Annotated in this window: 12 protein-coding genes; all 12 read left to right on the top strand. The window is 37.9% G+C overall.

The features are described 5' to 3' along the window. Positions 1 to 353: 353 nt before the first annotated feature. The 12 genes from NSQ61_RS14165 to NSQ61_RS14110 all read left to right on the top strand — a co-directional run bounded on the left by NSQ61_RS14165 (position 354) and on the right by NSQ61_RS14110 (position 15,034). On the top strand, positions 354 to 1,754 hold the full coding sequence (locus NSQ61_RS14165) for a zinc ribbon domain-containing protein (RefSeq protein WP_340807384.1): 1,401 nt from the start codon (positions 354 to 356) through the stop codon (positions 1,752 to 1,754). Then, complete coding sequence (gene nagZ / locus NSQ61_RS14160; protein WP_311066779.1) at positions 1,751 to 3,064, top strand: beta-N-acetylhexosaminidase; 1,314 nt, start codon at positions 1,751 to 1,753, stop codon at positions 3,062 to 3,064. The genes NSQ61_RS14165 and nagZ overlap by 4 nt, the downstream gene beginning before the upstream one ends. A gap of 103 nt (positions 3,065 to 3,167) precedes the next feature. Then, positions 3,168 to 4,007, top strand: coding sequence for a zinc ribbon domain-containing protein (locus tag NSQ61_RS14155; protein ID WP_311066780.1), 840 nt, complete (start codon positions 3,168 to 3,170; stop codon positions 4,005 to 4,007). A gap of 361 nt (positions 4,008 to 4,368) precedes the next feature. Next, the gene (locus NSQ61_RS14150) at positions 4,369 to 4,845 is read left to right on the top strand and encodes a flavin reductase family protein (RefSeq protein WP_063386534.1); all 477 of its coding nucleotides are present in this window, start codon (positions 4,369 to 4,371) and stop codon (positions 4,843 to 4,845) included. Positions 4,846 to 5,166: 321 nt separating this feature from the next. After that, a complete protein-coding gene (brnQ, locus tag NSQ61_RS14145; protein WP_063386535.1) occupies positions 5,167 to 6,528 on the top strand; it encodes a branched-chain amino acid transport system II carrier protein in 1,362 nt (453 codons plus the stop codon). 472 nt (positions 6,529 to 7,000) lie between these two features. Further along, a complete protein-coding gene (locus NSQ61_RS14140; protein WP_130157505.1) occupies positions 7,001 to 7,474 on the top strand; it encodes a PCYCGC motif-containing (lipo)protein in 474 nt (157 codons plus the stop codon). A 620-nt stretch (positions 7,475 to 8,094) separates the two neighbouring features. Beyond that, complete coding sequence (gene sfnG, locus NSQ61_RS14135; protein WP_066247181.1) at positions 8,095 to 9,171, top strand: dimethylsulfone monooxygenase SfnG; 1,077 nt, start codon at positions 8,095 to 8,097, stop codon at positions 9,169 to 9,171. Between the two features lie 269 nt (positions 9,172 to 9,440). Beyond that, positions 9,441 to 9,773: a hypothetical protein gene (locus NSQ61_RS14130; protein ID WP_235600401.1), complete on the top strand. Its 333-nt coding sequence runs from the start codon at positions 9,441 to 9,443 to the stop codon at positions 9,771 to 9,773. Between the two features lie 69 nt (positions 9,774 to 9,842). Further along, entirely contained in the window at positions 9,843 to 11,024 is a 1,182-nt protein-coding gene (locus NSQ61_RS14125) for an acyl-CoA dehydrogenase family protein (RefSeq protein ID WP_133309089.1), read from the top strand. A gap of 42 nt (positions 11,025 to 11,066) precedes the next feature. Next, entirely contained in the window at positions 11,067 to 11,609 is a 543-nt protein-coding gene (ssuE, locus tag NSQ61_RS14120) for an NADPH-dependent FMN reductase (protein ID WP_063386539.1), read from the top strand. 442 nt (positions 11,610 to 12,051) lie between these two features. Beyond that, the gene (locus NSQ61_RS14115; RefSeq protein WP_066247175.1) at positions 12,052 to 13,440 is read left to right on the top strand and encodes an LLM class flavin-dependent oxidoreductase; all 1,389 of its coding nucleotides are present in this window, start codon (positions 12,052 to 12,054) and stop codon (positions 13,438 to 13,440) included. 217 nt (positions 13,441 to 13,657) lie between these two features. Beyond that, positions 13,658 to 15,034, top strand: coding sequence for an LLM class flavin-dependent oxidoreductase (locus NSQ61_RS14110; protein WP_066247172.1), 1,377 nt, complete (start codon positions 13,658 to 13,660; stop codon positions 15,032 to 15,034). Positions 15,035 to 15,113 lie beyond the last annotated feature (79 nt).

Here is a 15,113-nt window from a genome sequence, read left to right as displayed (position 1 = left end):
TCTATGATTATGAAGTTCATAACAGATGGATGAATGAAAAATGAAAGTGGTGTATATTGTTAGCACTCAAACCTACTGGTTGCTAATAAATATTATAACAAAATTTCTTATATAAGTAAAATGTATGAATTTCAACTCAGTCGGGGGTTTTCCTATACTTAATGAAAAAAGGGGCAAATATAACACCTTTTGTTTAAAGTCTCTACTCCGATTGATAGAAGCTTAAAAAATGTTTGAAAAACCTCTAAGAAGAGTGCTGTTTGTTTTAATGTCTAATTATTCAGAAAATCTATCAAAAGCCTTATGAAATGATATAATCTCCTTGAATTTTATGAAGAAAGCAGGTGATATCGTTGAACTATTGTCAACAATGCGGACACCGATTAGAAGAAAATCAAACATTTTGTACGAATTGCGGCGCGAAAGTCGTAGAATCACAAAACGCCGTACAATCGCAAAATGTAATGAAGGCAGGGGAGGGATCAGGATCAAGAAGACCGGTGCTGGCAACGAAAAAATCTAAGATTTTTGCAAGTATTGGAGTTCTATTAATTTTAGTAATTGCAAGTTCATTTTTTATTGTAAAATCGGTCTATAAACCGACAAAACTGGCGGAAAATTTTATTCTAGCGATCAACAATCATGATGCAAAAAAAGTGGCTCATTTACTAAACTCGAAGCAATCGGATATAAAAATAGATGAAAAAGTGGCCAAACAATTAATTGACCATTATCAAATGAACCCATCGGAATTTTCTGAACTGAAAAATAGCTTGCATAAAGAAGCCGTTATTTATGAAAAAGGGGCATTTCCTGAGCATACAGATGCAGATATTTCGATCAATAAATTAGGAAAAAAATGGTTATTTTTTGACTATTATGCACTCATACCTAAAAATTTATATATTGTCGTAACGGCAAATCATGATAGCCATATTTACATAGATGGAAAAAAATATGAACCTATAAAAAAAGACGAAGAACGGACTTACGGGCCGTTTTTGCCAATCAATCATAAAGTGCAAGCAGTATACAAAGGAGAATACGCAGACGTAAAGCAAGTGGAAGAAGTTTCGCCAAGTGATGCAGAAGAAAATAAAGTGTACATAAATTTTGATTTAACTGGAGATTATGTATATTTATATTCAAATATTGAAGATGCCATTTTATTCGTCAATGGAAAGAGCACAGGTTTAAAAATTTCTGATGTAGAAGAGTTTGGACCAGTTGTAACAGACGGTTCGATGACGCTTCATGCCGAAATAAAAACTGCTGATGGTACGTTGAAAAGCAATAAAAAGACAATTAAAGAAGCCGGGGAAACGATTGATCTATTATTTGAACAAGAAATTCCAATGGAAGATTTCGAAGATGTTGGAGATTCATTAAAAGACTATCATGATGAACAATCGGAGATCGAAAATGTGATTATGAGCCATTATACTAGTATCTCAAGCGGTGACTACGAAACTGCATATGCAATGTTTTCCTCAAGCCGTCGCAGTAAAATTAGCTATGAAAAATGGTCTAAAGGGCTAAAAAACAATTTTAAAAATGAAGTTACGAATGTAAGTGTGGAAAGTATAGAAAATGATCAAGCGACAGTGAGTTTTCAATTAACTTCTTATGACAAACAGGACGACGGCTCCACATTAGTACAAGAATGGGGAGGGAAATGGTATTTAGTGAAGGAATCAGACGGCTGGAAATTAGCAACGCCTGAAATTAAAAAGCTAAATACTAGAACGGAATGAAATGGAAATCTTTGCTTCTCATTTTCGCCATATTTATTTTGAGTATTTTTGCCATTATATCAATCCCGAAATTGCCGCTCTTTCAGGAAAATCAAAAAACAAAGATTCAAGACCAGCATGAAGAACCGGAAGTAAAAGAAGCGGGTAATGTTGCAGCTTTGCAAGAAGAAAAAAACGATAAGAAAGAAGAAACGGTCGAAGAAAAAGCAGCTAGAATAGTGGATGATATGTCTTTGGGCGAGAAGGTCGGCCAGCTTTTGATGGTGGGCTTTAAAAGCACGGAAAAAGACGAGGAAATAACCGATTTAATCGTAAACAAACATATCGGTTCTGTCATTTTGTTTGACCGCAACATGGAGACTCCGGAACAAGTTGCGCAATTAAATAATTCTTTGCAAAGGCTTGCGCTGAAAAAGCGGTTTGGAGTGCCGCTTATGATCGGAGTGGACCAAGAAGGGGGAGACATTTTGCGGATGAGAGAAAAAGTGTCTCCTATCCCATCCCAACAGAAGCTAGGGCAAGCTGCAAATGAAAAAGCGGTGTACGATATTGCTCTTCTGAACGGAAGGGAATTGGCTGCCATGGGATTTCATCTAAATTTTGCACCCGTTTTGGATTTGTCAGAGACTGACAGCCGATCTTTTGGTACAAATCCGGAAGCGGTCTATACGTATGGTGCAAAAGTGGTTCAAGGATTGCATGAAGCGAAGATTACAGCAACGCTCAAGCATTTTCCCGGCAACGGAAGAAGCAGTGTTGATCCGCATATTGACACTTCTTCTGTAAAAGCGGACAAATTGGATTTGGAGAATTCCGATATTTATCCATTTAAAAAGCTCATTGAAAATACAGATCACAATCAATTCTTCATTATGATGACTCACATTAAATATCCAAGTTATGATCCTAGCAAACCAGCAAGTTTATCTTCTGTTATGATTCAAAAGCTGCTTCGGGAAAAGCTGGGGTATAAAGGAATTGTTGTCACGGATGATCTTGAAATGGGCGCAGTAAATAAATATTATTCATATGAAGATATGGCAATCGAAGCGATTAATGCCGGAGCGGATTTGCTGCTTGTTTGCCATGAATATGAGCATCAAGTGGAGGTTTATAATGGCTTAGTGAAAGCAGTGAAAGACGGAAAAATTCAAGAAAAGCGCATCAACGAAGCGGTGACAAGAGTGCTAATCCATAAATTATCCACTATTCAAAATCCGATCGTTGATCCGCAATATGCGAAAGAAACAGTTGGAAGCAAGGAGCATAAAACACTGATCGAAAATTGGATGAATACAAAGGAACAGTGATTCAATTAAATTCGTAGAAGATCTTCATTCAATGTTTGGGCAAGCCGATTGTAGGCGGCTGCCCATGATATACCAATCAATAGAGGAGGACCAATAGAGGAAAATGATTTGTCATCAATGTGGAAATGAACAAGAAAAAGGAAATTTTTGTGGGAAATGCGGGGCAAAATTGAATAATGATCCAAATCTACAAGAAACAGCAGGAGGCGGCGGGGATCAGGCTTCAATTAACAGAAATCCCCAACCGTCTTATGGCCAAGCAGCTTCCACGCAAATGAATGAACATGTAGAAAAGGTTAAAAAGCAGTCGAAAGTGTATGGAAGCTATTTCGTTCATTTTTTGAAACATCCGTCATCCATTTTCGGCAAAGAAAAAAATGAATGGGTGAATGGCTTTATCAGCATTATTTTATTTGTGTTCATTGTCACACTAACGGTTAGCGTTTTTGTCCGCAATCTATTTAAATCGGCAATTCATGGTACTCAAGGACTGATAAATGAGTTTTATGATGGACCTTCGTATATTTCGGTATTTTTTCATGTTTTTATATTTGTTTTTCTTATTGTTGCGCTCGTGTTATTGTGTATGTTCATTGTTAATAAATTGTTTGGATCAAGTGCATCTTTTCAAGAGGTAACAGCTATATATGGAGCACATCTTACCACTGCGATCATTGTTTCGCTTATCGCGTTATTGCTAGTTTTGTTAAAATCCCATGTTTATGGAAACATTGTGCTGATCATTTCACTTTTGCTTGCGATCGTTTTAATTCCATATTATTTGATAAGTGTACTGCTAACGAAATATTCAAAAGGAATAGATCCTTTATACTCATTTTTTATCTATGTTGCTATATTTTCCATCGTGTTTGCGATTTTTATCGGTATATTGGCTGATTCGGCAATGGGGAGAATTGTTGATCAATGGAGATATTTTTGGTGATGGAGTGACATTAAACATTTTGAACGAATCTAAATATTAGCTGCTTTAATTTTCATACAATATAGACTTACACAATGAGTACCGTTAAGCCTTAAAAGCATCAGATCACCTTCTGCGCTGGTATGCCCGCCGCATACCAGCGTTTCATATGTTAATAGGCTGATTTTCATTCTATTGTATAATATGACACTTTAAGTTAAGCCGTTATGAGAAAATTGGAAGCAGTATGGAACAATTGGCCGATATTCTAGGCAAACTATAAGCTGAAACTGGACATATTTTAATCGTTTGCCTAAAATGAAGCTAAAGGAAATACCAAAACAATCCAAAAAATTGTTTTCAAAGGAAGGTGATGCTCAACATGGATGCAAAGGCGAAAAAAACGGCTTTACGTGGAATTACATATGGCTTGTACATTGTCGGAACGAAAGATGAAAACGGTGCCAATGGATTTGCTGGAAATTGGTTGACGCAAACCTCTTTTGAACCGCCTTTAGTTGCAGTTGCCGCAAAAGCGGGTACACGTTCACAACAACAAATTGCCAAAAGCGGAGTATTTAGCGTCAATATTTTGGAGACGGGTCAGAAGGACATGGTTACTGCCTTTTTCCGATCCATTGAACCGGAAGGAAACAAGCTGGCTGGATACGAATTTTATACGGAAGAAACAGGATGCCCGATTTTTAAAGATGCGTTGAGCTTTTTTGAGTGTAAAGTGGTGGAAAAAATAGAAAAAGGTGACCACTATATTTACGTCGGTGAAGTGATCAATGCCGGCGTGCATCGGGAAGGCGATCCGCTAACATTGAAAGAAACCGGTTTCTATTATGGAGGCTAAACTTTTTATAAGAATAATGTTCCGGTTAAAAAGACCTGCAAATTTTATTATTTGAGACGAAAAATAAGAATATAGTTTTGTTCGGCTAAAGATTGAAGCAAGATTTTAAAGAATAAGCGATGATGACTTACGATTATTTGAAGCGGGCGTTCATTTTCGCCTGCTTCAAGCGTTTTTTTCAAGTGAATGTACGTAGTTATAAGTATATGAATTCATTGAAATTTTCATAAAAAAATAGTATAATACGACTTATTGTACGAATCATGTAAATTATTTTAATAAATTAATTTTAAAAAATTTCTCATGGTGGGATCAATAATTATGGATAAGGATAACAAGCTATCATTTTCATCACTTACTGTTATTGGTGTTATGTTGTTTGCCCTATTTTTTGGGGCGGGGAATTTAATATTTCCAGCTCAGCTTGGACAAAATGCCGGGGAGAATCTGTGGTTTGCTGTGACTGGATTTATTATTACTGGAGTCGGATTGCCGTTCCTCGGGATTATTGCGATGAGTTTTTCTGGAAGCAGTGATTTACAAGAGCTTTCTAGTAGAGTTCATCCGACTTATGCCGTCTTTCTCACATCATTGCTCTATTTAACAATTGGTCCTTTTTTTGCAGCACCGCGGACTGGAACTGTTGCGTATGAAGTCGGTATTGCGCCGTTTGTTGCAGAGGAATTTCATCAGGTTGGATTGCTTATTTATACACTGCTATTTTTTGCTGTGACTTTTTGGTTTTCTTTATATCCGGCTAAAATTGTTGATAATGTTGGAAAACTTCTAGCGCCTGGAATTGTGATTCTTCTTGCCATACTTTTATTTATGGTAGTTGTGAATCCTATTGGGGATATTGGTTCAGCGCAAGGAGTGTATAAAACTCATGCGTTCGCTCAAGGCTTTATAGATGGCTATAATACAATGGACGCCCTTGCATCACTTGTATTTGGCATTATTGTGATCAATGCCATTCGCAAATTAGGTGTAACATCAAAAAAAGATATTATGAAAGCTACAGCAAAATCAGGAACTGTTGCCATTTCACTGCTTGCACTGATTTATATAGGAATTGCTTATTTAGGAGCAACAAGTACAGAAGCTTTCGGAATTTTTGAAACAGGCGGACCAGTTCTCAGCAAAGCGGCTTCACACTATTTTGGCACATTCGGCTTAATTATGCTGGCTATTATTATCATTCTTGCATGTTTAACGACTGCCATTGGTTTAATAACGGCGAATGCTGAATATTTTCATAAGTTGGTTCCGAAAATCGGCTATAAAACGTGGGTTGTCTTCTTTAGCTTACTTACTTTTGTAATAGCAAACTTTGGATTAACGAACATTATTTCATTTTCTATCCCTGTCTTAATGTTCATCTATCCGCTTGCGATTGTTTTGATGTTATTAACGTTCTTGTCGCCGTTTTTCAATCATGCTCGTATTGTATATGCTTCAACGACTGGAGTTACATTTTTAATTAGTATTTTTGATGGTTTGAAATCATTATGTAATTCACTTGGAATTGATTATTTCGGATGGATGGTACCGATTGTTTCGTTCTATGAACAAGTATTGCCATTTTATAATCAAGGACTCGGCTGGTTTATTCCAGCGATCATTGTCATTATTATTACAGGTATTGTCGGAAGGGTTCAGGCCAAATCAACTGTTAGAGCGTAAAATGTTCTATTATAATAATAGAAAGAATAGTTTGAATTTTTGCAAGCTATAAAAAAGGAACTTTCTTAAGGAAGGTTCCTTTTTTTGATCAAACTTGACCATTGACAATTTTTTATAAAGTAAAGGAAGATTCTTTTTATTATTTAGTGATTATGGTATTTTTCTTGTAGAGGTTAAAGTCTATCCACCCTTCGCAAGTTCGGATTTAAAAATAAAGGATATTTTAGCAGCTGCTAGAAGTATCCCCTTTACAATATAATGGAATGATATCAGAAGCTTTGAAGATGTATGCCGTTCATTAGACTTTATTAATTGAGAGAAAAACTTTAAGGAAGGGAAATAGGAATATATATTGTAAGGGTAACATCGGCCGCTAGATGGTTCTATGTTCGGCAGCTGAATGCAATTTGTGATTAGTTGATGAACAGAAAAGAAGGATTTCATTACACTTTATAAAAGGAAGTGTGACGTTGTGAAAGCCAAACAATTATTGGTATTACTATTTATTACAATAATCATTTCTGCTTGCAGTTCAAATAAAGAACAATCAACCATGGAGCACGCGCCGAATGGCGACTTGTGGGAAACAACTGCTTCAAGGGATGAACTGCCGACCTTTTTAAATGAATATAGCGAAAACATTCAAATCATCTATCAAGCAGCCGGAAAATCAATGGAACTGCTGCAATGGATTCCTTGTTATTGTGGCTGCGGCGACCATGCCGGACATCGGAGCAGTCTAAATTGTTTTGTTAAGCAAGTAAATCAAAATAGTTCTGTTGTATGGGATGACCATGGAACACGCTGCAACGTCTGCTTAGAAATTGCAGCAGAAGCAATCAAAATGAAGCAAGATGGAAAAACGGTAAAAGAAATTCGCCAATATATAGATGAAAAATACAAAGAAGGCTATGCGAACCCGACAGACACACCAATGCCGTTATAAAGAAAAGGGGGGTGTCTAATAAGTCGTTTTTACGGCTTATTGACGCCCCCATTAATGTTTTAGAAACGTTGATATATCGGTGTTTATGATTTTTTGTTTTCAATAGGGATTTGACTTTCTGGACAGCTCCTTTTCTATGTTTTATGCTTTGTCGAAACTGTTTTTGTCCTCAGGACTTGATCATGATGGAAAAAGGCTTGTGATTAGACATTTAATCTTGAATATCCATCAATACTGTTTTTTTGTTATTTTTACATAATAAAATTGTCGGAGAAAGCTCCTTCGGCTTTTTTTTTTGACCGATCCTCCACGCTTTCCAAGAAAGAATTATTTATTTCCCTGCTCCATTATATATAATCATATTCCCTTTCGCTCCATGACCCATTTTCCATTCTGCCTTTCCCTCATGTCTAATTCTAAGGACTGATCTAATAAAACTAGCAAGAAAAGTCGAAATTTTTAAAAACATACTTGACAAATAGGAATAATGGAATTAATATCATACTTAAATCTTTTACTTTTATCCGGTTGCCCACTGGACCGCCAGAGGCTCATATCAGTTCCTAATATTAGGGATCTGATATGAGCCTTTTTTATTAAAATTTAAGGAGGGAAAATCAATGGGTTTACAATTTGCTTATTGGGCGCCAAACGTTAGTGGAGGGCTTGTGATCTCTAATCTGCCACAGAAAACAGGCTGGTCATTTGAGGATAACAAACGTTATGCACAAATAGCTGAAGAAAATGGTTTTGATTACGTCCTGCTGCAAACAAGATTTTTCGCCAGCTACGGAGCTGAAAAACAATTAGAAGCCGCTGCGCTTGCTTCTGCACTTGCCGCTAGTACCAAAAAATTAAACATTATTACAGCTGTGCTGCCCGGTCTATGGCATCCAGGTGTCATAGCAAAAATTATTTCAACGATTGATCATATCAGTAATGGTCGTGCTTCAATTAATATTGTCAGCGGATGGTTTAAAAATGAATTTATCGGTTATGGGGAACCGTGGTTAGACCATGATGAACGTTATCGACGGTCTGAAGAATTTATACAGGTTCTACGAGATTTGTGGACAAAGGAAACCACTACTTTTAAAGGAGATTTTTATCGTATAAATGAAGCGCCATTAAAGCCTAAACCTATTAATATCCCGAAAATTTTCCAAGGCGGAAACTCGAAAGCAGCAAGAGAAATGGCTGGACGAGTTTCAGATGTTTATTTCATGAATGGAAACTCGCTGGAAAATCTGAAAAAGCAAATTAATCATGTGAAATCATTGGCTGAATCGAACGGAAGAAACATCCAATTCGGTGTTAATGGCTTCGTGATTGTTCGTGATACAGAAGAAGAAGCAAAACAAGTTTTAAAAGATATTGTTTTACATGCAGATAAAGAAGCTGTGGAAGGCTTTGAAAGTCAAGTGAAATTCGCAGGGAAAGCCTCTCCTGAAGGTGAAGGAATGTGGGCGGAATCCACCTTCGAAGATCTTGTGCAATATAATGACGGTTTCAAAACAGGTTTGATTGGGACGGCAGAACAAGTGGCAGATCGCATCATTGAGCTGAAAAAAATAGGAGTCGATATTGTTTTGACAGGATTTTTACATTACGATGAAGACTTAAAAGCCTTTGGTGAAAAAGTCATTCCGCTCGTAAGAGAAAAAGAAGCAAAATTGGAGGGAATCCTAGCCAACTAATATAAAGAAGCATAAGACTCGAAATGAGTAAGCTTTCGGAACAACTAACAAATGAATACGAATGATGTTGGGCATTCAACATCAAGAAATGAGGAGTCTCTTTCTTTAAATAATACTTGACATATAGGAATAATATGTATTAATTTAGTTATAAACAAAATAGTTTGATGAATGCTGACTGGACAACTAGAGGCTCTCAATTCAAGATCATATTTCTTGAAATGAGAGTCTCTTTCCTTTTTTTACAAACATGGAAAGGTGGATTAGCGGTGGCAAATAGTTATGTGAACATATTGGATTATAAAGCGGAAAAACAAAAATCTTTGCGAGAAAATGAATATTTGAATTTGCCGGATTTACAATTTTTCCTTTGGTGCCAAAAGAATTATCGGATAAATAAAGGTGTTTTCAATACGATTGACAATTGGTTTTATACAAATGGAGTCGTTTCTATTATTCATCGTCGAATTTATATTTTAGCTTTTCTGGAATTTGTCAAAAGAGAAGATGCGGATTTTAAAAAACGCAAATATATCCGTTTTGGAAACGGAGGTCTTTCAAAGAAGCTTCATCAATTTATGAATGAAATAATGGAACAATAGAACGATTATGTCAGTAAACTATTAATCACAAACATTATTTAGATAAAGAAGACAAAGGGGTAACTAATGATGAGTGTTGCAGAAGGAACAGATCATTACCTTGACACAGCTTTGCAGTTAGCAAAGGAGTTTGCTAAAACTGCAATTGAAAGGGATGAACGAGGAGGAACAGCAAAAGCAGAACGTGATCTGCTTAGAAAAAGCGGATTACTTTCACTTATCATCCCGAAGTCTTTAGGCGGACTGGGGAAGGATTGGAAAGCTGTGCTGCAAATTACACGTGAGCTGGCAAAAGTAGACGGGTCATTGGCTCACTTATTCGGCTATCATTTCTTATGCTTGACATCCGTACATCTATTCGGTTCCCCTCAGCAGAAAGAGAAGTATTATAAGGAAACGGCTGAAAATAATTTGTTTTGGGGAAATACCTATAATCCTCTTGATGAAAGCTTGCTCGTAAAGCGAGAAGGGGATCAGTTAAAGCTAATTGGGAAAAAAAGCTTTTGCTCGGGTGCTAAAGATTCAGACCGGCTGCTTATATCAGCTAAAAGTCCAAATCAAGATCGCCCTGTTATTGCCGTTATTCCTACTAATCGGACAGGAATAATCATTAATGATGATTGGGATAGCTTCGGCCAACGGCAAACGGATAGCGGCACTGTTGTTTTTCAAGATGTACTGCTGAAGGAAGAAGAGATATTAACTTTCTATGAACAAGAACCTGAAAGCTTTTTCCCTACTATAAGGACGCATACTGCTCAAACCATTTTAGTTCATGTTCTTCTTGGAATTGCGGAGGGAGCATTTGAAGAAGCGAAAAACTATACGAAAAATATCACTCGTCCTTGGCTGACCTCTAAAGTAGATCAGGCGACGAGCGATCCATATACGATTCGCCAGTATGGAGATTTATATGTGCAGTTAAAAGCTGCAGCTGCATTGGCCCAAGACGCTTCAAATGCTCTGCAAGAAGCATGGGATAAAGAAAGGGCATTAACAGAACAGGAACGTGGAGAGTGTGGAATTATCATTGCGACTGCAAAGGTTGCAACAGCAAAAGCAGCTTTAGAGGTTACCAGCCGTATGTTTGAAGTAATGGGGGCAAGGGCAACTTTAGGAAAATATCGGTTTGACCGCTTTTGGCGAAATGTAAGGACTCACACGTTGCATGATCCCATTGAATATAAAATCCGTGATATCGGAGAATGGGCTCTTAACGGTAAATTACCTGAGATTACACCGTATTCTTAATGTTAAAACGATCGAATTTAATTGAAGAAAGGTGATGACATTATGTCAAATATCGTGATTATTTCCGGAAGTCCATCTAAACCATCAAGAAGCTTAGCTATCTCAGCTTATTTAGAAAAAAGGATCAAGGCTGAAGGGCTGAATGCGTCTACCATTTCAGTTCGTGACCTGCCGGCAGAAGATCTTTTATTTGCCAACTTCAACAGCCCAAAAATTCAAGAGGTTTTAGCACAGATTGAACAAGCACAGGCAGTTATTATTGTAAGTCCTGTATATAAAGCAAGCTATCCAGGGGTGTTAAAAGCCCTGTTAGATTTCATTCCTGAAAAAGGATTCGTTGATAAAGTTGTTCTCCCAGTGGTTACCGGCGGAACAGCAGCTCATCTTTTAACATTGGAATATGCTATTAAGCCGATTGCTTCTGTGTTAGGCAGCCAGGAGATTTTAAAAGGAGTGTATTTCGTAGATTCTCAAATTGGCTATCACGAAGATCAGGTTACTTTTATTGATGCGGAAATAGAATCGAGATTACAAACATCATTGAATGATCTATTAAGCCGGTTAAAAGTTGAACAATTAAAATAGTGATTTATATATTGTTTGCACCGAACAGAAAGGATGTTTCATCCTGCTCACGGAGATGGAAAATAATGGTGACAGAACTGTCACCAATAAATTGCTTAAGCTGCCGTTGATTCCAACCAAAAAATTCTTACCTTTGTATAGGGAAATATATTACTTTAGCAAAAATTTCATACGATCAAATGTATCATGTTGACTGGACAACCAGAGACATATCATCGCAAGTTTCGTACTTGCAAAGATAGTCTCTGTTTTTTTCGTTATAAACCTTTAAATAAAACGAAGAAAAAGATGTAACAACAAGTATTTGAGAAAGAGACACGTACCTTTCAAAAATGATCCCACTCCATTTCAGTTTTGATATATAGAATCACAGACATTATCGGTCCATGGAATGATAACTAAACGACAATGTCAAATATACGGTTAGTCGGGAGGAAATCATATGAAGAAAAAGCGAATTTATTTAAACGCTTTTGATATGAATTGTGTGGCGCATCAATCTCCGGGATTATGGGTGCATCCTGAAGATCAGTCATACCGATATAAAGATATTGAATATTGGGTTGAGCTGGCGCAATTACTGGAAAAAGGGCGGTTCGATGGATTATTTATTGCAGATGTAATCGGCATTTATGATGTGTATGGAAATGATAAAACAACAGCAGTACGTGAAGCAACCCAAGTTCCAGTCAATGACCCTATTTTACTTGTTTCTGCAATGGCGCATGCAACGGAGCATTTAGGCTTTGGGATCACATGCTCTACAACATTTGAGCATCCATATACATTTGCACGCAGAATGTCGACTTTAGACCATTTAACAAAGGGCCGAGTAGGCTGGAATATTGTTACTTCCTATTTGGAAAGCGGAACGAAAAACATCGATATTGGCGATCGGTTCCTCCATTCAGAACGATATAATATTGCGGAAGAATATTTGGAAGTTTGCTATAAATTATGGGAAGGCAGCTGGGAAGACGATGCTGTTATAAAAGATAGAGATAGAAAAATTTTCACAGACCCAGCGAAAGTTCATGAAATAAATCATCACGGCAAATATTTTAATGTGCCAGGCATTCATTTGTGCGAGCCGTCGCCGCAAAGAACACCTGTTTTATATCAAGCAGGCGCTTCAGCGAGAGGGCGTCAATTTGCAGCAAAACATGCTGAGTGCACATTTGTTTCGATGCCAGGAAAAGAGCCTATCGCTTCATATGTTAAAAATTTAAGAGCCCAGGCTGCTGAATTTGGCAGGGATCCGCAAAGCATAAAAGTATTCGCTTTGTTCACACCGATTGTTGGGCGGACGGAGGAGGAAGCGTGGGCGAAATATGAAGAATTATCGCAATATATCAGCTATGAAGGGGCCCTTTCTTTATTAGGCGGCTGGTCAGGTGTTGATTTTTCAAAATATGATCCTGATCAAGAAATTGAATACATTGATACTAACGCCATCAAATCAGTGCTCGAATCATTAACGAAAGCAAGTCCAAATAAAAAATGGACTGTCCGCGAGCTGGCGAATTTTGCTGGAATAGGCGGAATGGGTCCTGTAGTAGTCGGAACACCAAAGCAAATAGCTGATACGTTTGAGGAATGGATTGAAGATACGGATATCGATGGATTTAATCTCGCCTATGCAATAACGCCGGGAACTTTTAAAGATTTTGTTGATCTTGTCATTCCGGAGCTTCAACAACGTGGAGTCGTGAAAAAAGAATATGAAGAAGGAACTTTGCGGGAAAAATTGTTTGGCAAAGGCCAGTCCCGTTTACCGGAAGACCATATTGGAGCTAAATATAGAAATTTAAGCTATCAACTGCAGGATTAACCTTACTTTTTTGTATCAAAAGAAGCTTTGAACTTCATATGATCAGCCTTGAAAAAAAGAAACTGTAGGTTAGTCGTTAGTCAGTATTACTTTTGCATCATCTTTATTTGACTTGTTGCCAATTTTGCTGCGGATTCATAAGTCCTTTAAGTCGTTTATGAAATGAATTCTTTTTTTGGTTAAACAAATTTTTAGGATAAATGGAGATATAGGGAATATGACAAAGCCATTATCATTTTCTGCTTTTGTTATGAATACACCTTCTCACATTCTTCACGGGATGTGGCGTGATCAAGAAGGTCATCAGCTTAACTTTAATGACGTAAATCTTTGGGTTTCTTTAGCGAAACGGCTGGATGAGGGAGGTTTTGACGTCATCTTTTTCGCCGACGTCGTCGGGCTGTACAATGACTTTCGAGGAGGATGGGATTTCCATATTGAAAATGGCTTGCAAGTACCTAGTAATGACCCAATGGTACTGCTTTCAGCACTTGCAGTAAATACAAAACATTTGGGCTTAGCTTTTACGGCGGCTCCGGTTCAAGAACCTCCCTTTAACTTTGCACGCCGTGTATCAACATTAGATCACATCACCAAAGGACGAATTGCCTGGAACATGGTTACCAGCTACTCAGCAAATGCCTTTCGCAACTTTGGCTATGACGGCTTAGTTCCGCATGATGAACGATATGAGTGGCTGGATGAATATGTTGATGTTTTATATAAGCTTTGGGAAGGTTCATGGGATGAAGGAGCGCTTTTGCAGGACCGTGAAAGCGGAATTCATGCGGATCCGGCGAAAGTCCATAAAATTCATCATGTCGGCAAGCGCTACAAGGTGGAAGGACCGCACTTAGTGGCTCCATCACCGCAGCGCACACCGTTGCTTTTTCAAGCTGGTTCGTCCCCTACTGGCAGAGATTTTTCGGCTCGCAATGCTGAAGCGATCTTCATTGGAGCACCTGATCCTGAAAATGCCCGCAAGCTGATCGATGAAACACGAAGGTTGGCGGTTGAAAATGGCAGAAAGAGTGAGGATATCCACTTTTATCAGGGATTGTACTTTGTGGTCGGAAAGACGGAGGAAGAAGCTCGGCAAAAAGAATATGAACTTGAAAATAAGATTGATTTCGATATGATGATCGCTCATTCCGCTGGGGGGATGGGAATTGATTTAGGGAATGCTACTTTAGATACTCCATTGGAAGATATCAAAACTGAAGGGATCAGAAGCACATATGAATGGCTAAAGCAAAGCACGCCGGGAAGGACTCCTACAGTTAGAGATCTTGCTAGGCTCAGGAGCAAAACAAACCGTATTGTCGGCACTCCTGAAATGATTGCAGACCAGCTTGAGCTTTGGAGGGATGCAGGTGTTGACGGCATCAATGTCATCAATGCGACGATTCCCGGTTCCTATGAAGAATTTATTGATCAAGTCATGCCTGTGCTTCGAAAGCGCGGTTTAGCGCGCAATGGATATGGAAAGCCAGGAACATTGCGGCGCAAATTGTTTGGGACAGATCGTCTCAATGAGCGTCATCCTGCTGCAAAATACCGAGGTGCATTTGCAGAGAAAAGCCCTGTAAATTGATCTGAGGTGCTTGTAATTGCTGTTTGGCTCTTTTTTTTACAAATAAATATTACTAAAAAGATGTGAATAGTGAAATTTA

This window comes from Aeribacillus sp. FSL K6-1121, from assembly GCF_038003725.1.
Classification (GTDB): domain Bacteria; phylum Bacillota; class Bacilli; order Bacillales; family Aeribacillaceae; genus Aeribacillus; species Aeribacillus composti.
Note: the sequence above shows the minus strand (reverse complement) of the source record. Positions and strands in the feature narration are given on the sequence as shown.